We start from the raw sequence: 19,711 nt of genomic DNA, 5'->3' as shown, positions 1-19,711 counted from the left end.
TCAGCCCTCCTCAAAGTCCCAGCCAAAGCTGGTCAATTCTGCCGTTGTGCTTGTTAAATCGGTACTTTCGTATCCCAACAACAGCCCCCCGGCGTCAGGCAAACCGGCAGGCGCGCTCCATCCGATCCAAAGCCCGGCGCAGGCGGCAGTCGCTAACCCGCCCATACCCTGCCATCCGCCAAAAAGATCGGCCAATCGCGCCCGAAACGACACGCGCGGGACCGCACGTGGTGGCATCTGCACGCTTTGAGCATCTGCCAACACGCGCGCCATCAAATGGTCGGGCACCGCCGGTGGGGCAGATGCCGCCGCGCGAAGCAACCTATCCACCCGCTGTTGATCGGTGTCATTCTTGTGCTGTGTCATCTTCGTACCCCAGATCTGCACGCCGTCCGGCCAATATATCAGTTAGTGCTCTTTTGCCTCGCGCGGTCAGGCTTTCAACCGCACGCGGACCGATCTCCATGGCGTGCGCGATCTCGGGGTTCGACAACCCTTCGATGTGGCGCAAAACTACCGCCTGTCGCTGCCGTTCTGGCAATTGGTTCAACGCGGATTGCAACGCATCATAGCGCGTTTGATCCTGTATTTGTTGCACCGCGCCGGGCTGTGGGTCCGCAGGTTCCGCAATATCATCGAGCGGCACACCGCGTCTTTTACGCAAGCGGTCGGTGCACAGGTTCGCCGTAACCCGATAAAGCCAGGTGCTGACCTGCGCCTCTCCGGGCCGCCAGTCCGGCGCAATGCGCCATAGTTTCATCATGGCCTCTTGTGCCGCATCTTCGGCCTCTGTGGGGTCTCCTAACATGCGCACCGCATGCGCATAGACGCGCGGCAACAACCGCCCCGTCAAGGTCCGCGCAGCACCAGAGGCCCCTTCCGCGAAGAGCGCCAACAAGGCATCATCCGAAACTGTCTGCTCGACGTGTGACAGCATATCCATCCCGTGCATCGATAAAAGGCAATGGTGCGGCAATCAAGCCGCACCACCGTGGATTGTCGTTTTGGTTCATTCCACCGGGCGAGGTGGTTTTTGACCGTGGCGCATTTTAGCGCCGGCCGCATCAAATTCCGCCTGACTGATTGCGCCGTTTCCATCAGTGTCGGCGCGGCTAAACCGACGATCGCCACGTTCAGAGCCTTGCATCTCGTCTGGCGAAAGCTTGCCGTCTGCGTTCGCATCCCGATGTTCAAACATCTTTGCCGCGCGCGCCCCAGATCGTTTGGCCTCGGCGGCCTGTACTTCGTCGAGCGTCAGAAAACCATCACCGTTGCTGTCTGCCCGCGCCATGCGCGCCGCACCATGGGCATGCATTTCCTCAAGGGTAATCTGGCCGTCACTGTTCAGGTCCAACGTGCCAAATTCGATAGGTTCGCGTGGGCCTTCACCGCGGGCCAATGCAGCCCCCCCTGCAATGGCGATGGCTGCTGCGGTGATCAGTGCAATATAATGTGTATGTTTCATCTTCGTACTCCTGAGTGTTGTCTCCACATGCCGCCCTTTCTCGGGCCGGACACATCTTCAACGCACCACATTCGGCGCTCCGTCGAAAAAACTTTGCGTATTTTTTCGCGACATCGCGCCGCAGTGACGCTGCTGTGCCTTTATTTCTTAAGATTTAAGGCGCATCACGGGGCACGCGAAAGGAAATCACCATGTCAGACATCTCTCAAAGCCCTACGGGCTTGACCCAAGCACCCGATGTGTCGGGGTCAGAGACAAACGACCGCAACACCAAACAGTCGATGTTGCGGGGATGGCGACGCAAATGCCCCAACTGCGGCAGCGGGCCTTTGCTGAGATCCTACCTCAAAGTAAACGACACCTGCCAAGTGTGCCGCGAAGACCTGCATCACCACCGCGCTGATGATGGCCCTGCCTATCTGACGATCCTGATCGTCGGGCACCTGATGGCGCCGTTGTTGCATATCGTGTTTGTGGCGTGGCGACCCGAACCGCTGACGTTGTTCACGATCTTTGCAATTGGGTGCGTTGGGTTGTCGTTGTACCTGTTACCGCGCTTAAAAGGCGCTATTGTCGGGTACCAATGGGCGCGCCGCATGGGTGGGTTTGGGCAGTCGTCCTAGGCCGTTTTGCGCAGCCCCAAGCACACGGGCGCATTTTATGTATGACGATCCTTCCGTGGATAAAACCGCTATTCGCGATGCGGCGACCGTCATCGTGGTGCGTGACCGGCATATTGAGCCACGCATTTTGATGGGCCAACGCGGTGCGAACGCTGCCTTTATGCCCAATAAATTCGTCTTTCCCGGCGGTGCGGTCGACCCTACCGATCGCCAGACCCCGCTTGCCGCACCAATACCGGAGCCCTGCAAGACCCGTTTACGAGCAGACACGGCGGTTGATATCTCGCATGCGTTGACCGCCGCTGCCATCCGCGAGCTATGGGAAGAAACCGGCCTTGCGTTGGGCATTCCGGGCCCGTGGCCTGGCGCCGTGCCCACCGATTGGGCAGAGTTTGCAGCAACAGGATGCGTCCCAACGTCGGCCCCCTTGCGGTTTGTGTTTCGCGCGCTAACACCGCCGGGCCGACCGCGCCGCTTTGACGCGCGTTTCTTTACAGTCGACGCAAGCGCGCTTGCAGGAGATCTTGATGATTTCACCCACGCAAGCGACGAGTTATCGCACCTGCAGTGGGTGACGCTCGCTCAGGCGCGCAGCTTTGATATGCCCTTCATAACAGAGGTCGTTTTGGCAGAAATCGGCGCGCATATAAAAACAGACAGCCCCCCAACCAGCGTTCCGTTTTTTAAAAACAACGACGAAGACTCCCTCTTTTTACGGCTGCGCGGCGCAGACTAACCCCACACCTACCGCGGCGCGCCCACCGCACGGCCCACGCCCTCTGGGGCAGGTTGATCCGCTTGCGCTTCTACGAACCGCGTTAAGGCCGCAGTGATCTGGGCACTTGGGTCTGACGGGCGCCGCGTCTCCAAGCTGACATGCAATAGAAAATGCTCGCCCGTCGCCAACAGCCGGTCGCCTTCGCGCATCTCGTGCCACAGGTGCATCTTCTTGCCGCCCCCTCCTAACACCCGCGTCCGCACGTCGATCACCGCGCCTGCGTGCGCTTCATCGATATGCCGGATATGCGTCTCGGCGGTGAAATAACTGCCCCCCGATGCAATATAGGCCGCGTCACAGCCGATCAATTCCATGAACCGATCCGTCGCATCCCCAAAGGCCTGCAGGTATTTGGCCTCGTTCATATGCCCGTTATAGTCTGTCCAATCCAACGGCACAGCCCGGTGCACGGTCAACACAGGGGCTGCGGGGTCGGTCACATCAGCGGCGGTTTGCGCCAGTTCTGTGCCCGCGCGCAGGGTTGCTTCGTGTTGGCCCAAAATCGCGCCAGCGCCCCAATTGTGCGACTTCAACGCGCGCATCATCGCAACCAGATTGCCATCACGCGCGCGTTCCAGCTGGGCGATGGACAGATGCCCTGATTGATCGTCAGACTGCCCCGCGATCAGATCCACCAGTTCATCTGTGAAGTCTGGCACATCCATCAGCTTGGTCCACGGCCATTTCAACGCCGGACCGAATTGCGCCATGAAATGTTTCATACCCGCCTCGCCGCCGGCCACCCGGTAGGTTTCGAACAGTCCCATTTGCGCCCAACGAATGCCAAACCCATACCGTATCGCGTCGTCGATCTCGGCGGTGGTGGCGACGCCGTCTTTGACCAACCACAAGGCCTCGCGCCAGACCGCCTCTAAGAACCGGTCCGCCAGATGCGCGTCGATTTCCTTGCGTAACCGCAACGGCGACATGCCAAGCCCGCGCAACATCGACATCGCATGCACCACCAGCGCCTCATCTGTGTCTTCGGTCCCCACGACTTCAACCAGCGGCAACAGGTACACCGGGTTAAACGGGTGGCACACCATGATCTGTCCCGGGCGCGCGGCCCCCTGTTGCAATTGCGACGGTTTGAACCCCGACGTCGAAGACCCGATGATCGCATCCGCAGCGCAGGCCGCCTGAATGTCAGACACCGTTTGATGTTTGATCCCCAACCGTTCGGGCACGCTTTCCTGGATCCAATCGGCGCCATCGACGGCCTGTGCAATCGTGTCGTGATAGGTCAACCTGCCCTCATCCGGCAGCGCCACATCCAACAGGCCCGGCAATGAGCGCCGCGCATTGGCCAAGACCGCATCGATCTTGCGGGCGGCTTCTGGGTCTGGGTCAAAGACCCGTACATCCCACCCGTTCAGCAAAAATCGGGCAGCCCAGCCACCACCGATTACGCCGCCGCCAATAATCGCTGCTGTGCTCATCGCCCTGTCTCCTTTAGGTTTTGTACGTCATATCCGTTGAACGCCATAATCTCGCGCGCGGCCACAAAGCGGTCGCTGCGCAACGCGGCAGATCGGTTGATGATCCAGCCCAATTCGCCTGACGGCGTCCCGACAACGGCCGTCTGCGCGTCTTCGTCCATCCACATCACCCATAACCCTCTGGTCGACGGCCCGAGCGGTGGCGTTTGCAATTGAATGACCCCGCGTGGATCCACCTGCGCCGTGGCGCTGTAGGCAGGCACCCCATCGCACGCCACGGTGAAGGCCGCCGTCTTGGGATCAACAAACCAGGTTTGCCCGGCGCAGTCCGGAAACAGGCCTGAGGGGTATTGCGCCACCACATGCCAGACACCCGCAAACGCATCCGGCGTAAACCGCGTGGTCGCAGTGATCGGCACGGATGTGTCGCGAAACCCCACGCCCATAGGCGGCGCACAGGACGCCACCCCCAAAACAGCGCCGCATATCGCCGATTGCACCCGGCGACCCGCCGAAAAGACATGTCTCATGACACCGGGGCTTGTTTGATCAACCCTAGTTTTTCGCGCACGTCCGCAGGCCCCATCACCCGCGCGCCCATGTTTTCGATGATCAAACGCGCACGTTCCACCAACTGCCAGTTTTCCGCCAATTCGCCTTTGCCCAACCACAGATTATCTTCGAGACCAACCCGCACATGCCCCCCCGCCAGAACGCTGGCCGCCACATATGCCATCTGATCACGCCCCAACGAAAACGCCGAAAAGTTCCAATCGGACGGTACGTTGTTGACCATCGCCATAAAGGTGTTGAGATCATTGGGCGCGCCCCATGGCACCCCCATGCACAGCTGTACAAGCGCCGGGGCGTTCAGAACGCCCTCTTCAACCAGTTGTTTTGCAAACCAAAGATGGCCCGTGTCAAAGGCTTCGATCTCGGGCTTTACGCCCAGGTCCGTCATCATCCGACCCATCGCGCGCAACATGCCGGGGGTGTTTGTCATGACGTAATCCGCTTCGGCGAAATTCATCGTGCCACAATCAAGGGTACAAATTTCGGGGCGGCATTCCGCCACATGCGCCACCCGTTCTGTTGCGCCAACCATGTCGGTGCCCGCGTGCAACGGCAGTGGGGCTTCGGTGCCGCCAAACACCATGTCACCGCCCATACCGGCGGTCAGGTTCAACACCACATCGACATCCGACGCGCGGATCAGGTCGGTGACTTCGCGGTAATACGCGGGCAACCGGCTGGGCGCGCCGATCTGTGGGTCGCGCACGTGGCAATGCACAACCGCGGCGCCCGCTTTGGCCGCGTCAATCGCGCTTTTGGCGATTTGCGCAGGCGACCGCGGCACATGGGGGCTGCGATCTTGCGTGCTGCCCGACCCGGTAACGGCGCAGGTGATAAAGACCTCTTTGGTCATGGTAAGCGGCATGCGGCGTCTTCCTTGCATCTGTGTTGAGGTCACGTTTTGACGCCACCCAACACCCGACGCAAACCGGTGTCAATTTGATAAATTCGCAGACCCGCGCGCCGACCAAATGACAGCCCTATTCAGGCCGCATATAGGTCAATACGGCATCGGATGGTTGCGATGAACCGCGTCTATTTCCTTGACGACCTCATCGCTCAGATCAAGCGCCATCGCGCCGATATTGGTCTTTATATGGTCCATCGTGGTGCCGCCAAAAATGACAGACCCCATAAAGGGCCGCGTTTTGCACCACGCCAACGCCATCTGCGCAGGGTCAAGCCCGTGTCTTTGCGCGATGTCCAGATAGGCCGCAACCGCAGCAAACGCCCGTTCCGTCGCCCGCCCGCCCAAGTTTGTGTTCAGCGACATGCGCGAGCCACCCGGCACTGCGTTATTTTGGTATTTACCGGTCAACAAACCCGCCGCCAGTGGCGAATACGCCAACAATGACACGTCTTCTTGCACGCTTACCTCGGCCATATCGGTGTCGTACAACCGGCACAAAAGCGAATATTCGTTTTGAACCGACGCCACGCGCGGCCCCCCAACACGTTCGGCGGCCTCCAACCACTTGGTTGTGCCCCACGCGCTTTCATTGCTAAGGCCAAAGGATCGAATTGTGCCGCGTTTGACCTGCGCCTGCAAAGCCCCCAACGCATCTTCCATGTGCTCTTTTGTATTGACCACCAGCTGGCTGGACGGGTCAAATGACCAATTTTTACGGAACATATAGCTGCCGCGATTGGGCCAATGAAACTGGTACAAATCGATATAATCGGTCTTGAGACGTCGCAGCGAGCCTTCGACCGCATCTGCGATGGTATCGGATGAAATCGGTGCGCCTTCGCGTACGATCTCTAGCCCCTCGCCAGAATGTTTGGTCGCAATGACCACCTCGTCTCGGCGCATATCGCGGTCAAACCACAACCCGATGATACGTTCCGTCCGGCCCACTGTTTCGGCGCCAATCGGGTTAACCGGGTACATTTCTGCAGTATCGATGAAATTGATACCTGCATCCAGCGCGTAATCAATCTGCTCATGCGCCTCGTCCACGGTGTTTTGCGTGCCCCAGGTCATCGACCCCAGACAAAACTCCGTCACTTCGATCTGCGTGCGTCCCAGCTTGTTCATTTTCATCGCAGTCGTCCTTTATGTGCGGGTCGCATCACCCTACCCAGACAAACCGCGACCGCAAGTCTGTTTGCTGTGCTAAGGTGCGCAGACCGATCTAAACATCATCAATCTTAACCGGCTGTTAATACCATCCCAACGGCCTTGGAAACCGCAAAACGCACCCTATTTTAAACACAGCGCGCGACATAGGAACCGCCACATGCCCATCTCCTTCTCCAGACGTTCGTTGATCGCATCCGGTTTGGCAGGCTGGGCAACGGCCGGGTTGGCCGCGGCGCGTGACTATGATTTGACACCCGATCACGCGCGCGTGGCGTTTATTTTCGACGTGACGGGCGCATCGCAAACCGGCACTGTCCCGATTGTGCAGGCCGATATTCGGGTCAACACCCAAGATCTGACCCGCTCAAGCGCAGATGTATCTGCCGACGTCCGCCGCGCCCAAACGGGGTTCGTATTTTCGACCCAAGCGCTGCTCAGCCGCGCGGTACTGGATGCCGATACCCACCCCACAGTACGCTTTCGTTCCACCCGCATCACCCTGGGCCGCGATAGCCGAATATCAAACGGCGCGCGCATCGAAGGCGCATTGACGTTGCGCGGGGTCACCCGGCCGCTCACGCTGGATGCAACATTAACCCGACCTACCGGGTCCGCGCCGGATGATTTATCGGTTTTGAATATTCAGCTCACCGGTCTGCTCAGCCGGTCTGCCTACGGCGCGTCCGGCTACCCCAACATGGTCGCAGATGCGGTAAGGCTCGAGATATCTGCCGAAATTCAACAGCGCTAGCGGGCGGCACCAAGACCCGCCGGTGTGTGTGTTTCGCAGGCGTTCCATATTTCAACGACGCCGCAGGTTTTGGGAACGCCTGTGTCCTGCGTCAAGAATTGACCGTGGTCCTCGCCTAAAACCTGCTGTAAGTGGGGCCAACACGGTCCCATTTTAGAGGCATATCATGGCGCGTCACCTCATCACTTCCGCGATTCCCTATATCAACGGGATCAAGCATCTGGGAAACTTGGTGGGCAGCCAGCTGCCTGCGGATCTGTTCGCGCGCTATCAACGCGCCCGTGGCAGCGAAGTTCTGTTTCTATGCGCCACCGATGAACACGGCACCCCCGCCGAACTGGCCGCCGCCAAAGCAGGGAAACCTGTGGCCGAATACTGCGCCGAAATGCACGCCGTGCAAGCCAAGATCGCAAAAGGGTTTGGGCTGTCTTTTGACCATTTTGGCCGCTCTTCGAGCCCTCAAAACCACAGGCTAACGCAACATTTTGCAGGGCGCCTTGCGGATGCAGGGCTGATCTACGAAGTGCCCGAAAAGCAGGTATATTCGAACGCCGATGGCCGGTTTTTACCGGACCGGTATATCGAAGGAACCTGCCCGAACTGCGGATACGACAAGGCGCGTGGTGATCAATGCGAGAACTGCACAAAGCAGCTTGAACCGACCGATTTGGTCGATCCACGTTCGGCTATCTCGGGGTCTACCGATCTGGAAGTGCGTGACACCAAACATCTTTATCTCAAACAATCCGCCCTCAAAGATGACTTGGACAGCTGGATCAGTTCAAAAACCGACTGGCCTATTCTCACAACATCTATTGCCAAAAAATGGCTGCACGACGGGGACGGTTTGCGAGATCGCGGGATAACACGCGACCTCGATTGGGGCATTCCGGTGCGGCAAGGTGACCAGGAGTGGCCGGGCATGGAGGGCAAGGTTTTTTATGTCTGGTTTGACGCGCCAATTGAATACATCGCATGTGCGAGCGAGTGGGCCGAAGACCGCGGATTTGACGATGCCGCGTGGCAGCGTTGGTGGCGCACAGACATGGGTGCGGACGACGTGCGCTACACCCAATTTATGGGCAAAGACAATGTTCCGTTTCACACATTGAGTTTTCCCGCGACCCTGTTGGGGTCGGGCGAGCCGTGGAAAATGGTCGATCACCTGAAATCGTTTAATTATTTGAACTATGACGGTGGGCAGTTCTCAACATCGCAGGGGCGTGGTGTTTTCATGGATCAAGCATTGGAAATTTTGCCCGCTGATTATTGGCGTTGGTGGTTGTTGAGCCACGCGCCTGAGAGCAGCGATTCGGAATTTACATGGGAGAACTTTCAGGTCTCGGCCAACAAGGATTTGGCGGATGTGCTTGGAAATTTTGTCAGCAGGATCACCAAGTTCTGTCGCTCAAAATTTAGCGAAGCCGTCCCGGGCGGTGGGGATTACGGGCAGATCGAAACCGACACTATCGACGAATTAAAAACACGCATTGCACGCTATGAAACTTATATGGAAACGATGGAAGTTCGAAAATCGGCGCAGGAGCTGCGGGCAATTTGGGCCTGCGGAAATGAGTATTTACAAAGCGTGGCACCTTGGACGGCGATCAAACAAGACCCGGATTTGGCGGCAATGCAGACGCGCTTTGGTTTGAATCTGGCGCATCTCTTTGCCGTGCTGTCCAGCCCATTCATGCCAGAGTCGAGTGCGCGGATATTGAGCAGCCTGCGGGTGGAAAAGGCGGTATGGCCAGATGACCTACCGGATTTCCTGAACAAGCTTGCGCCAGAGCATGGCTTCGATGTGCCCGAGGTTCTCTTTGCAAAAATCACCGATGAAACCTGCGCAGAGCTACAGTTAAGGTTTTCAGGGATCCGTTCAGATTAGGCTGCCGATGCAGGGTGGCGCCACCGTTTTACAAACGGCAGCTACCTCGCAGTCAGCTTGCGAATATCTAGGGTCAGAATTCTTCCCAACCGACATCTACCTCTGTGGCTTCTTCTGCATCAACTTTTAGCGCCGTATTGCCATGCACAGCGGGTGCCGAAGCTTTCATCGTGGGTTTAACCGGCTGCGACACCTGAGGCGACGCGACATTCGCAGGCTCGCCCAGCTTGAACCGCGCCACCGCTGCTGCCAACGCATCTGCCTCAGACGTCAACGCATGGCTTGCGGCGGTTGTCTCTTCAAACATTGCAGCATTTTGCTGGGTAACGTGGTCGAGTTCATTTACTGCTGTGTTGATTTCATTGAGCGCGCTGGACTGCTCGCGCGCCGATGTCGCAATCGTCGTCACCTTCTTGGAAATTTCCGACACGGATGTCACAATCGCGGCCAGAGCCGTTCCGGTTTTCCCCACAAGATCAACTCCTTGCTCGACCTGCGCACTGGAGCTGGATATCAACGCATTGATTTCACTTGCCGCGTCAGACGACCGCAATGCCAACGCGCGCACTTCCGTCGCAACAACAGCGAAACCACGCCCCGCCTCGCCTGCTCTGGCAGCTTCCACACCAGCATTCAACGCAAGTAGGTTTGTTTGGAAGGCGATATCGTCAATGACGCTCGTGATTTTTGCAATCTCTTGAGAAGACGCTTTGATCCCACTCATTGCATCAACGGCTTTCCGCGCCACATCACCGCCTTTCTCTGCGTTGGATTGCGCGTCGACGGACATGCTAGAAGCGCCATCCGCACCCTCAGCGGCGGATTTGACAGAACTTGTGAGCTCGTCTAGCGCGGTCGCTGTTTCTTCCAAAGTCGCCGCTTGTTTTTCCGTCCGGTGAGACAAATCATCTGCTGCGGCGGTAATTTCGCCGGTCTCACTGCGAATGGAATCTGCATTTTGTATCACCGATCCCACCGCATCTTTCAGCGCATCAATGGCGGCGTTGAAGTTCTGTCGCAGCTCTTCATAATCGCCTGGGAAGCTACCAGATATCTCGCAGGCCAAATCGCCCTTCGATAGCGATTGCAACCCAACACCCAACGCCTCCACGACGTGCTGCTGTTGTTCGGCCACGTGGGCGCGCTCATCCTCGGCACGCTGCACGGCTTCGGCGCTTTCAGTCACATCCGTTCCAAGGAAAATAACCCGATCCAGGCGACCATCAGGGGATGGCACAGACGCAAAGTTACCTTCAACAATCAGCGCCTTACCGTCTGACATGCGATTGACGACAAACCGTCCAAAGACCGCGTCGCTGTTCATATCATGACTAAAGACGCGCTCCGACAGTTTCGATGTGTCCATGTCATTGTCGGCTGTCCGTAGAAAGACATTCGTAAACGACTGTTTCAAAATCATGCTCTCTTGGGCGTCCAGCATCGCAACCAAGTTCTCGTTGGTCCCGATAACATTGCCGGAAACATCAAATTCAATACGCACCTGACTGTCATCAATTGTCTCGAGAAGAGCTGCGTTGCGGGCCGCTTCGGTTGCATCGGCCCATTCGATCACGGCGCCAATTTTATCGCCCGCCTCGTTCAAGGCGGCGTTCATGTTTATCTCAATAAGAGCATCGCCAATTTTTGCGCGGTGCGACACCGGCAAAACGTCCAACCCTTTGGCGCGGATCTCTGATGTATGCTTTTCAAGCTCTTTAAAGCGCCCAAGATCAGCGCCCAAAATGTCGCCTGATTTCAGATCAGACCAAACGCCCCGCAATTCCGGCATAATTTTGCCAAGCAACGTTTCGCACGTGGGGTTCATGAAAATCACGTTGAGCTGTTCGTCGACCATCATCATTGGTGCTGTGGAACCAACAAAAGCCGCGCTTTTAAACGCACTCTCGCGTTCTCCTGCTTTGGCAATCGACAGCGCTTGGCGGAACCGGTCAAGCCGCCGCGCCATTTGACCCACTTCGTCCCCACGGTGGGTAAATGGAATCACGATATCGTATTTGGCGTCCTCTACATCGCTCATCGCGCCTGTCAGTCGAACCATGGGTTGCGACATCTGGCTGCGCAAGAAAAAGCCCGCAATTGCTACCGCAACCAACATAACACCCAAACCGACCAGTAGCGCGGTTTGCTGAAGAGCAGCCATCTGCGCGTGCTGGCTGGCGTCGCTCCAACTGGTGACAACCACACCTGAAATTGCATCACCGTCCCCAAAAACAGACGGCGTGGCGACGGACAGACCATCGGCCGATATGACGGCCGCACCCGCGTCGATGGATTGCTGCGCCAGTGCAAGTGCTGCGTCGGCATCGAACTGGTCTGTGCCATTGTTATAAAGTGTGACACCTGCAGCACTTAAAACCATTGCACCGACGGCGTCAGGTTCCGCAGAGGCCATCACCCCGCTCACGATCTGGTCGATACCCTTTTCGTTGCCAAACTTGATCGCACCGCCCATTTGCATCGCCAAAAGGCCCGTCACTTCGCCAGCCCGCGCGCTCAGCGCCTGTGATGTCAATTCAGAGGTGGTTTTATTGCCCGTAAAAACAACAGTCGACACCACCGCCACAACGCAGATCACCACCATCAGCAACGATTTGATGAACAAGCTATTGAGCGGGTTGGTCTTTGCCTTTGCAGGCCTCACGTTAGACATCGACATTATCCTTTTACAGCAGGCGCACGCAAATGGGCCCAAACGTCATCGGAACCGCACACTTGACAGCTTGGCTTACAACTCCAGTCCTTACCGGGGGCTTAACACGCGCGTGGGCGCCGCCGTCGTGCGGTGTAAATCATCTTCGCATTTTACCGATATCCTGCCCGTGTGCCCCGCAACGCCCCACGGCAAATCACCATAATTCAACCATAGGTTATATCAGGCAAAATTGCGCCAGGTGCTGAAAAATTCAGACACGTACGCACCCCTGCCCGCAATCGCCCCACATTAATATTGACAACTGCGCGACCTCGGCAATACCATTTGCATACAAACAATAAATCTGGAATGCCCGTGTCATATCACCGCCCTGTTGAGCTGGACTCTGCGTTGGACTTATTGGCCGCCGATGGCGGCAAAATCATCGCGGGTGGCACCGATGTCTACCCGTCGGCCAAACCCGGCGTGCACCCAGAATATTACCTTGATATCACTGCGATCACCGGGCTTTCTGACATATCCCATACCTCTGAGGGCACCCGAATTGGCGCATCCGTGACCTGGAGCCAGATCGCGCACGCCCCCCTGCCAGCCGCTTTTGATGGGTTAAAACAGGCCGCTCATGAGGTTGGCAGCATTCAGATCCAGAACGCAGGAACGTTGGTGGGCAACCTGTGCAACGCCTCCCCTGCGGCCGACGGGGTGCCGCCGCTGTTGACACTAGATGCACAGGTCGAACTGCAAAGCGCCGCACGTGGGACGCGCCAAATGCCGCTGGACGCATTCCTGCAAGGTGTCCGCAAAACCAGCCGCGCGCCTGATGAGCTTGTCACCGCGATCTGCATTCCGCCGGTCGCCACAACAACGCGATCGGCTTTTGAAAAGCTCGGCAGCAGGCGGTATCTGGTGATCTCGATCACCATGTGCGCCGCCGTTATTGACTGCGACGTGGCGGGCCGTATCACCCAAGCCAAAGTCGCCGTGGGGGCGTGTTCGGCCGTGGCAACACGCTTGCCCGCCCTCGAAACCGCATTGATCGGCAAGCGCACCGATACCATCACCATCACGCCAGCAGACCTAACCGGGCTCAGCCCGATTACCGATGTGCGGGGCAGCGCCGCCTACCGATTGGACGTGGTCGCAGAACAGTGCCGCCGCGCAATTCAGAAAGCCATGTGCCATGAATAAGACCGCCGACATTCACGCCACGCACTTCGTTCTGGATGGCCAGTCCGTCGAAACCTATCCCGCACCGGGGGCGCGGCTGTCGCAGGTGTTGCGCGAAGATCTGGGCGCGCGTGATGTCAAGATCGGGTGCAATGCGGGCGATTGCGGCGCCTGCACGGTCATGGTCGATGGCGCGCCAGTCTGTGCGTGCCTGACGCCCACACAACAAGTCGCGGGGCGCCGGGTTGAAACACTGGCGGGGCTATACCGCGGCGATGAAACGGCGCAGTCTTTGGCAGACCAATTTGCGCAAATGGGCGCTGCGCAATGCGGGGTTTGCACACCGGGGATGATGGTATCAGCCGTTGCGTTGCTGCGCAAAACCGCCGCGCCCACCGAACAGCAGGTGCAGGATGCGTTGGGGGGCGTGTTGTGCCGTTGCACCGGGTACCGCAAAATTATCGACGCCGTGATGGGCGCCCCTGCGACGGCGCACGACGGCGCAGGTTTGGTGGGTGACGCCATTGTGCATCTGGATGCAGCACCCAAGACATCTGGCACCCAGAAGTTTGGCGATGACGTGGCCCCGGCGGGCACACTAGAGGTCGTTGTGATCCGGTCGCCGCACGCGCGCGCGACGTTCGAGCTGGGCGATCTGGATGGGTTCGTGGCCACGCATGACGGGCTGGTGCTGGCGCTGACGGCAGCAGATGTTCCGGGTAAAAACATGTTCGGCGTGATCCCCGATTTTGTCGACCAGCCGGTGTTTGCCGAAACGCATGTCCGATTTCGCGGCGAGGCGGTCGCGGCAATTGTGGGCACGCCCGCCGCCATTGGCCGCATTGACCCCACGACGTTCCCCGTCACGTGGACCGTCCTGCCCGCCGCAACCAACATCACCACCGCACAGGCCAGTGACGCGCACCAGTTGCATGCGGGGCGGTCGGGCAATGTCATGTGCGGCGGATTTGTCGCCTGCGGCGATGCCGAGACCGCGCTGGCCAAGGCAGACGTTACCGTCGAGGGGCATTTCCAAAGCGGGTTCGTCGAACACGCCTATATCGAACCCGAAGCCGGGTTTGCGCAGGTGGTAGATGGCCGCCTGGAGGTCCACGCCTGCACCCAGGCGCCGGTCATGGATCTTGACGCGCTCGAAGATATCCTTGCAATGGATCGCAGCCAAATCCGCATTGTCCCAACGGCTGTTGGCGGCGGGTTTGGGTCAAAGCTGGATCTGTCTGTGCAGCCGTATCTGGCGCTTGCCGCATTGAAAACCGGCCAACCTGTGCGGCTGACTTATAACCGCACCGAGTCGATGCAAAGTTCCACCAAACGGCACCCCTCTGACATTCATCTGAAAATTGGCGCGACGGCAGACGGCAAACTCAGCGGGTTTAATTTCTTTGGTGCATTCGACACCGGCGCCTATGCCAGCTGGGGCCCGACAGTGGCCAACCGGGTGCCCGTACATGCATCGGGACCCTACAAGATCACCGATTACCGCGCGGAATCCAAAGGGATCCATACCAACAACCCACCCGCGGGCGCGTTTCGCGGGTTTGGCGTGCCACAATCGGCGATTGCCCAAGAAAGCCTGTTTGATGAATTGGCCGCCAAGCTGGGTCTAGATCCGCTCGAGTTTCGCATCCTCAACGCGCTTGAAAACGACACACCAACGGTCTGCGGTCAGATGTTTACCCAAGGGGTTGGCATCCGTGCGTGCCTGCAAAGCCTGCAACCCGCGTGGGACAGCGAACGCGCGGCAGTCGCGCAATTTAACGCGCAAAACACCACCCTAAAACGGGGCGTCGGCGTGGCCTCTGCGTGGTACGGCTGCGGGAATACCTCCATGTCCAACCCCTCGACGATCAAATCGGGCGTGCGCGCAGATGGGTCGGTAGTGCTGCATCAGGGCGCGATGGACATTGGACAAGGCTCTAACACAGTGATTTCGCAGATTTTCGCGACCGCATTGGGGGTGTCCGTGCAGTCGTTGATCTTGGTGGGGCCAGATACAGACGTAACGCCAGATGCGGGCAAAACATCTGCGTCACGCCAAACTTACGTGTCGGGCAACGCCGCACGGCTGTCGGGCGAAGCCCTGCGCGCCGCCATTTTGAACCACCTCAATGTCAGCAGCGACGCGGTTCTGACGTTCGGGCCCGGTGTTGTTCAGGCGATGGACGCGACGGCCACCCACAGCCTGCCATTGGCGGACCTGACAGCGGACGCCGAGGGGTTCGTGTTTCGGGCCGAAGAGACCTACGACCCGCCGACCCGGCCGCTGGATGAAAACGGGCAAGGCGCACCTTATGCGCAATTCGGATACGCGGCGCATCTGGCTGTTGTTGAGATCGATACAGCCTTTGGCACCGTCACCCCCGTCAGGATTGTCGCGGCGCATGATGTGGGGCGGGCGATCAACCCAATGCTGGTCGAAGGCCAAGTGCACGGCGGCATTGCCCAAGGGCTGGGTATGGCGCTGATGGAAGACTACATACCGGGCCGTACGGAAAACCTGCACGACTATCTGATCCCCACAATTGGCGATATCCCCCCGATTGAAACAATCATCGTCGAAGAACCCGACGCCCACGGACCTTACGGCGCAAAGGGATTGGGGGAGCATGTGCTGATCCCCACAGCCCCGGCCCTGTTGAACGCGATCCACAATGCCACCGGTGTCAGGATCACCAAGGTGCCCGCCACGCCGTCGCGTGTGCGCGGCGCAATCAACGCCAAATCGCTATGACCGACATGACCAAACCCCAGAAAATCAGATGCGACGCCTGCCCGGTGAACTGTTTCATCGCAGACGGCAAATCCGGCGCCTGTGACAGATACGCCAACCACGCGGGCGCGTTGGTGCGGCTTGACCCGCTGACGATTATCGAGACGGCAGGCGCGCCGCTGGTGCCCTTTCTCAAGGACGGTAGCCCCGATGAATGGGACGGCAACATCATCAAAGGCGACCGCCCGTTTGTGACAGCCGTGGGCGCGGGCACCACCTACCCCGACTATAAACCCGCCCCCTTTATCGTCAGCCAAGACGTGGATGGCGTGGATATGGTGACCGTCGTTACCGAGGGCATTTTTTCGTACTGCGGCGTCAAGGTAAAGATCGATACGGACCGTCATATCGGGCACGAACGCGATGTGGTCTATGCGGGCGGCGAACCCATCGGCCACGTGATGACATCGGAATACGGGTCCAAAATGCTATCGCTGGGCGGGGTCGAACACCTGACCGGCGGGTCCAAAAAAGAGGGCCGCGTGACCTGCGACGCGCTGCTGCGCCTGTGCAACCGCGAGGCCGTGACCGTCACCATCGGCGAAGATGACCACACCACCGAAGTGATCATTCAGGCGGGCAAGGCTCCTATCATCAATGATGCGGCCGAACGTCTGATGCGGGTGGGCTGTGGGTCTGCGACCATCGGTATGTTTGCCACGCAGTGGTTGGGGCATGTGGATGACGTGGTGGTGGTTGATGACCACATCACCGGTGTGCTGTCGGAACATCAAGCGGGCAAAGAACTCGATATCCCCGCCACGGGCATCAAGATCATTGGGCGGCGATCCACGCCGGGGCGGTATTTTCAGGTGGCTGAACCCGGCACCGGTTGGGGCGGCACCGACATTGATGACCCGCTAAAGATCCTTGGGCCCTTTAACCCCAAAGTCTCACAGCCCGGCATGCGGATCTTGATGGTGTCTACCACGGGCGAACAATCCGCGTATTTCGAGCTGGACGCAGATCTGCACCCCCAACCCGCCGCAATGCCCGATGTGCTGCGCGCCTCGGCTGATCTGATCGCCGAGAACTGCGAGCCGTCTGTGTGTTCGGTGCTGTTTATGGGCGGTGCGGGCGGCAGTCTGCGCGCCGGTGTGACAGAAAACCCGGTACGCCTGACGCGGTCGGTGAAAAACAGCCTGACGCATGTGTCTTGCGGCGGTGCGCAGGCCTATGTTTGGCCCGGCGGTGGGATCACGGTGATGGTCGATGTGCTGGACATGCCAACGGGGTCGTTTGGCTATGTGCCCACGCCTGCGCTAGTGGCCCCGATCGAATTTACCCTAAGGGTCAGTGATTACAGTACGTTGGGCGGGCATATGGACGCGATCCAAGCCGTAGATACCATCGACACTGCCGATCTGCGCCGCGTGCAACCAAACGGTCAGGGCCACGACCCAATGTCGCAGTCACACTACCGCTGGCCTGTGGATAGCGCCACCTGATGGGGCCACAGGCGACCATATTGCCCTGCGGGACCCGGCTGCATTTGCAACACGGCCCCATTGATCTGATCATCGGGGCCGATGGCGACCGGCGCGCGGCGTTTGACGCGGCACAGGCCCGGTTTGCCACCGTTTTACACGACATCATGCCCGAACTCGGCGCCCTGAAACGCCCGATGGCCGCCGACACCCCCACCCCATCCGGCACCATCGCCCAGCGTATGGACCACGCCACCCGGCCCTTTGCGACACTGGCGTTTGTGACCCGCATGGCTGCCGTGGCAGGCAGTGTTGCCGATACCGTTCTGCACGCGATGACCACCGCAGATATCACGCGCGCCTACGTGAATAATGGCGGTGACATTGCGGTGCACCTGACGCAGGGCCAACAGTTTTCATTGGCGATGGCGGGGCATGACGGCGCCGACCTTGGCCGCATCACGCTACACTATGATGCCCCCACGCGCGGCATCGCCACCAGCGGGCGGCACGGTCGCAGCCTGAGCCTTGGGGTCGCAGACAGTGTGACCGTTTTGGCCACCACCGCCGCACGCGCCGATGTCGCAGCCACCCTGATCGCGAATGCCGTTGATCTGCCCGGCCACCCCGCCATTACGCGCCGACCCGCCCATGATATTGACGACACCAGCGATCTGGGCGGGTTGCCGGTTGTCGTAGGGTGCGGTGTGCTGTCCGATGACGACACCGCGCGCGCCGTGTCGCATGGTCGTGCGCGCGCCGATCTTTTCATGCGGAAAAACCTGATTGCAGGGGCCGCGATGTTCCTGCAAGGCCATGCCGATACCACCTGCGCCACCCGGCTTTCTATAGCACAAAGGACCCCTGAACATGCCTGACGTCATCCTGCGGAAAATGATCTATTCCGTCGAAGAGATCTTTCACGAAGGCGGTCCGCAGCCCGACACACCCCTGCGCCGTGCGGCTGCTTTGGCGGTGATAGAGAACCCGTTTGCCGGGCGGTACGAGCCCGAAATCCAAGGTTTCATGGAGCACCTCAAGCCGTTGGGCCTGTCGATGGCTGCGCGGTTGATCGACATGCTGGGCGGCGCCGGCCAGATCCAGGGTTACGGCAAAGGTGCGATGATCGGTGAAGCCGGAGAGATCGAGCACGGCGCGCTGTGGCATGCGCCCGGCGGCTATGCGATGCGCCAGCTGTTGGCCGATTCCAACGCCATTGTGCCGTCTACCAAAAAGGTTGCCGGTGTGGGCGGGCGGCTGGACGTGCCGATCACGCATATCAATGCCTCTTATGTGCGGTCGCATTTTGATTCCATGGAGGTCGGCAGCAACGACACCCCGCGCGCCAACGAAATGGTGCTGGCGCTGGTCATGTCTACCGGCGCGCGCATTCACAACCGTGCGGGCGGGTTGGACGCCGCAGATATCATTGGAGAGGACGGCCTCAGATGACCCTGAACATCCGAAAAATAGCGATCAACATCGAAGAAACCCACCGCGAGATCGGCCACGAGATTTCCCCCCCCACCCGCAAAGCGGTGGCGGTCGCGGTGATCGCAAACCCGTTTGCGGGCGTCTATCAGGAGGACCTGACCGTGTTAATGGACATCGGCGCAGAATTGGGCGCACTGCTGGGCGACAAATGTGTGCAAGCCTTGGGCATCACCCCGGCGCAGGCCGAAAGCTATGGCAAATCGGCGATGGTGGGCGAAAACGGCGAACTCGAACACGCCGCGGCTATTTTGCACCCCAAGCTGGGCGCGCCTTTGCGCATCGCCGTCGAAAAGGGGGCGGCACTTGTGGCGTCCTCCAAGAAAATGGGCAGCCCCGGGCAGGTGCTGGACGTGCCGTTGGGCCACAAAGACGCGGCCTACGTGCGCAGCCATTTTGACGGCATCGAAGTGCGCCTCAACGATGCCCCCCGCGCCAACGAGATCATGGTCGCCGTGGCCGTCACCGACAGCGGTCGCCCCCTGCCCCGCGTCGGCGGTTTAACGCATGACGACGCCCAAGGCCAAGACGGTTTGCGCTAGCCGGGCCCGCACCGTGCCG

The 19,711-nt window shown here is 59.2% G+C and carries 18 protein-coding genes; 10 read left to right on the top strand and 8 right to left on the bottom strand.

All coding sequences use genetic code 11. From position 1 onward, the window contains the following. The 3 genes from ABJH13_RS17790 to ABJH13_RS17780 all read right to left on the bottom strand — a co-directional run bounded on the left by ABJH13_RS17790 (position 1) and on the right by ABJH13_RS17780 (position 1,465). A complete protein-coding gene (locus ABJH13_RS17790; RefSeq protein ID WP_348407565.1) occupies positions 1–366 on the bottom strand; it encodes a hypothetical protein in 366 nt (121 codons plus the stop codon). Beyond that, positions 347–937, bottom strand: coding sequence for an RNA polymerase sigma factor (locus ABJH13_RS17785; RefSeq protein ID WP_348407564.1), 591 nt, complete (start codon positions 935–937; stop codon positions 347–349). The genes ABJH13_RS17790 and ABJH13_RS17785 overlap by 20 nt, the downstream gene beginning before the upstream one ends. A 72-nt stretch (positions 938–1,009) precedes the next feature. Then, positions 1,010–1,465: an EF-hand domain-containing protein gene (locus ABJH13_RS17780; RefSeq protein WP_348407563.1), complete on the bottom strand. Its 456-nt coding sequence runs from the start codon at positions 1,463–1,465 to the stop codon at positions 1,010–1,012. Between the two features lie 281 nt (positions 1,466–1,746). Between ABJH13_RS17780 and ABJH13_RS17775 the strand changes: the two genes are divergently transcribed. Both ABJH13_RS17775 and ABJH13_RS17770 read left to right on the top strand, forming a co-directional pair. Then, positions 1,747–2,088: a DUF983 domain-containing protein gene (locus tag ABJH13_RS17775; RefSeq protein ID WP_348407645.1), complete on the top strand. Its 342-nt coding sequence runs from the start codon at positions 1,747–1,749 to the stop codon at positions 2,086–2,088. A gap of 37 nt (positions 2,089–2,125) precedes the next feature. Next, complete coding sequence (locus tag ABJH13_RS17770; protein WP_348407562.1) at positions 2,126–2,824, top strand: NUDIX hydrolase; 699 nt, start codon at positions 2,126–2,128, stop codon at positions 2,822–2,824. 8 nt (positions 2,825–2,832) lie between these two features. On the opposite strand, the gene ABJH13_RS17765 is transcribed toward ABJH13_RS17770, so the two are convergent. The 4 genes from ABJH13_RS17765 to ABJH13_RS17750 all read right to left on the bottom strand — a co-directional run bounded on the left by ABJH13_RS17765 (position 2,833) and on the right by ABJH13_RS17750 (position 6,922). Continuing rightward, positions 2,833–4,305, bottom strand: a complete 1,473-nt coding sequence (locus tag ABJH13_RS17765; protein ID WP_348407561.1) for a carnitine 3-dehydrogenase — start codon at positions 4,303–4,305, stop codon at positions 2,833–2,835. Further along, entirely contained in the window at positions 4,302–4,835 is a 534-nt protein-coding gene (locus ABJH13_RS17760; protein WP_348407560.1) for a lipocalin family protein, read from the bottom strand. Before ABJH13_RS17760 ends, ABJH13_RS17765 begins: the two co-directional genes overlap by 4 nt. Continuing rightward, complete coding sequence (locus ABJH13_RS17755; RefSeq protein WP_348407559.1) at positions 4,832–5,743, bottom strand: 3-keto-5-aminohexanoate cleavage protein; 912 nt, start codon at positions 5,741–5,743, stop codon at positions 4,832–4,834. The genes ABJH13_RS17760 and ABJH13_RS17755 overlap by 4 nt, the downstream gene beginning before the upstream one ends. 135 nt (positions 5,744–5,878) lie before the next feature. Further along, entirely contained in the window at positions 5,879–6,922 is a 1,044-nt protein-coding gene (locus ABJH13_RS17750) for an aldo/keto reductase (RefSeq protein WP_348407558.1), read from the bottom strand. A 196-nt stretch (positions 6,923–7,118) separates the two neighbouring features. Between ABJH13_RS17750 and ABJH13_RS17745 the strand changes: the two genes are divergently transcribed. Together ABJH13_RS17745 and metG are read left to right on the top strand one after the other, a co-directional pair. Then, complete coding sequence (locus ABJH13_RS17745) at positions 7,119–7,712, top strand: YceI family protein (RefSeq protein WP_348407557.1); 594 nt, start codon at positions 7,119–7,121, stop codon at positions 7,710–7,712. Positions 7,713–7,878: 166 nt separating this feature from the next. Continuing rightward, positions 7,879–9,600, top strand: coding sequence for a methionine--tRNA ligase (gene metG, locus ABJH13_RS17740; RefSeq protein WP_348407556.1), 1,722 nt, complete (start codon positions 7,879–7,881; stop codon positions 9,598–9,600). A gap of 73 nt (positions 9,601–9,673) precedes the next feature. Here metG and ABJH13_RS17735 read toward each other — a convergent pair whose 3' ends face one another. Then, positions 9,674–12,271 carry a methyl-accepting chemotaxis protein gene (locus ABJH13_RS17735; protein ID WP_348407555.1) on the bottom strand — a complete coding sequence of 866 codons (2,598 nt, stop codon included), beginning with the start codon at positions 12,269–12,271 and terminating at the stop codon, positions 9,674–9,676. A gap of 357 nt (positions 12,272–12,628) precedes the next feature. Here ABJH13_RS17735 and ABJH13_RS17730 point away from each other — a divergent pair, with 357 nt between their 5' ends. The 6 genes from ABJH13_RS17730 to ABJH13_RS17705 are packed head-to-tail and all read left to right on the top strand — an operon-like array spanning position 12,629 to position 19,692. Continuing rightward, the gene (locus ABJH13_RS17730; RefSeq protein WP_348407554.1) at positions 12,629–13,462 is read left to right on the top strand and encodes a xanthine dehydrogenase family protein subunit M; all 834 of its coding nucleotides are present in this window, start codon (positions 12,629–12,631) and stop codon (positions 13,460–13,462) included. After that, positions 13,455–16,193 carry a molybdopterin cofactor-binding domain-containing protein gene (locus ABJH13_RS17725; protein ID WP_348407553.1) on the top strand — a complete coding sequence of 913 codons (2,739 nt, stop codon included), beginning with the start codon at positions 13,455–13,457 and terminating at the stop codon, positions 16,191–16,193. Before ABJH13_RS17730 ends, ABJH13_RS17725 begins: the two co-directional genes overlap by 8 nt. Next, the gene (locus ABJH13_RS17720; RefSeq protein WP_348407552.1) at positions 16,190–17,680 is read left to right on the top strand and encodes a 6-hydroxynicotinate reductase; all 1,491 of its coding nucleotides are present in this window, start codon (positions 16,190–16,192) and stop codon (positions 17,678–17,680) included. The genes ABJH13_RS17725 and ABJH13_RS17720 overlap by 4 nt, the downstream gene beginning before the upstream one ends. Next, complete coding sequence (locus ABJH13_RS17715) at positions 17,680–18,537, top strand: UPF0280 family protein (RefSeq protein WP_348407551.1); 858 nt, start codon at positions 17,680–17,682, stop codon at positions 18,535–18,537. Before ABJH13_RS17720 ends, ABJH13_RS17715 begins: the two co-directional genes overlap by 1 nt. After that, complete coding sequence (locus tag ABJH13_RS17710) at positions 18,530–19,111, top strand: amino acid synthesis family protein (RefSeq protein WP_348407550.1); 582 nt, start codon at positions 18,530–18,532, stop codon at positions 19,109–19,111. The genes ABJH13_RS17715 and ABJH13_RS17710 overlap by 8 nt, the downstream gene beginning before the upstream one ends. Then, the gene (locus tag ABJH13_RS17705) at positions 19,108–19,692 is read left to right on the top strand and encodes an amino acid synthesis family protein (protein ID WP_348407549.1); all 585 of its coding nucleotides are present in this window, start codon (positions 19,108–19,110) and stop codon (positions 19,690–19,692) included. Before ABJH13_RS17710 ends, ABJH13_RS17705 begins: the two co-directional genes overlap by 4 nt. Positions 19,693–19,711 lie beyond the last annotated feature (19 nt).

Source organism: Roseobacter sp. (genome assembly GCF_039970775.1).
Taxonomy (GTDB): domain Bacteria; phylum Pseudomonadota; class Alphaproteobacteria; order Rhodobacterales; family Rhodobacteraceae; genus Roseobacter.
Note: the sequence above shows the minus strand (reverse complement) of the source record. Positions and strands in the feature narration are given on the sequence as shown.

Bases quoted from the DNA above. Each gene is read 5' to 3' on its own strand.
- ABJH13_RS17790 (WP_348407565.1), bottom strand. From the start codon at position 366: ATGACACAGCACAAGAATGACACCGATCAACAGCGGGTGGATAGGTTG.
- ABJH13_RS17785 (WP_348407564.1), bottom strand. From the start codon at position 937: ATGCTGTCACACGTCGAGCAGACAGTTTCGGATGATGCCTTGTTGGCG.
- ABJH13_RS17780 (WP_348407563.1), bottom strand. From the start codon at position 1,465: ATGAAACATACACATTATATTGCACTGATCACCGCAGCAGCCATCGCC.
- ABJH13_RS17775 (WP_348407645.1), top strand. From the start codon at position 1,747: ATGTTGCGGGGATGGCGACGCAAATGCCCCAACTGCGGCAGCGGGCCT.
- ABJH13_RS17770 (WP_348407562.1), top strand. From the start codon at position 2,126: ATGTATGACGATCCTTCCGTGGATAAAACCGCTATTCGCGATGCGGCG.
- ABJH13_RS17765 (WP_348407561.1), bottom strand. From the start codon at position 4,305: ATGAGCACAGCAGCGATTATTGGCGGCGGCGTAATCGGTGGTGGCTGG.
- ABJH13_RS17760 (WP_348407560.1), bottom strand. From the start codon at position 4,835: ATGAGACATGTCTTTTCGGCGGGTCGCCGGGTGCAATCGGCGATATGC.
- ABJH13_RS17755 (WP_348407559.1), bottom strand. From the start codon at position 5,743: ATGCCGCTTACCATGACCAAAGAGGTCTTTATCACCTGCGCCGTTACC.
- ABJH13_RS17750 (WP_348407558.1), bottom strand. From the start codon at position 6,922: ATGAAAATGAACAAGCTGGGACGCACGCAGATCGAAGTGACGGAGTTT.
- ABJH13_RS17745 (WP_348407557.1), top strand. From the start codon at position 7,119: ATGCCCATCTCCTTCTCCAGACGTTCGTTGATCGCATCCGGTTTGGCA.
- metG (WP_348407556.1), top strand. From the start codon at position 7,879: ATGGCGCGTCACCTCATCACTTCCGCGATTCCCTATATCAACGGGATC.
- ABJH13_RS17735 (WP_348407555.1), bottom strand. From the start codon at position 12,271: ATGTCTAACGTGAGGCCTGCAAAGGCAAAGACCAACCCGCTCAATAGC.
- ABJH13_RS17725 (WP_348407553.1), top strand. From the start codon at position 13,455: ATGAATAAGACCGCCGACATTCACGCCACGCACTTCGTTCTGGATGGC.
- ABJH13_RS17720 (WP_348407552.1), top strand. From the start codon at position 16,190: ATGACCGACATGACCAAACCCCAGAAAATCAGATGCGACGCCTGCCCG.
- ABJH13_RS17715 (WP_348407551.1), top strand. From the start codon at position 17,680: ATGGGGCCACAGGCGACCATATTGCCCTGCGGGACCCGGCTGCATTTG.
- ABJH13_RS17710 (WP_348407550.1), top strand. From the start codon at position 18,530: ATGCCTGACGTCATCCTGCGGAAAATGATCTATTCCGTCGAAGAGATC.
- ABJH13_RS17705 (WP_348407549.1), top strand. From the start codon at position 19,108: ATGACCCTGAACATCCGAAAAATAGCGATCAACATCGAAGAAACCCAC.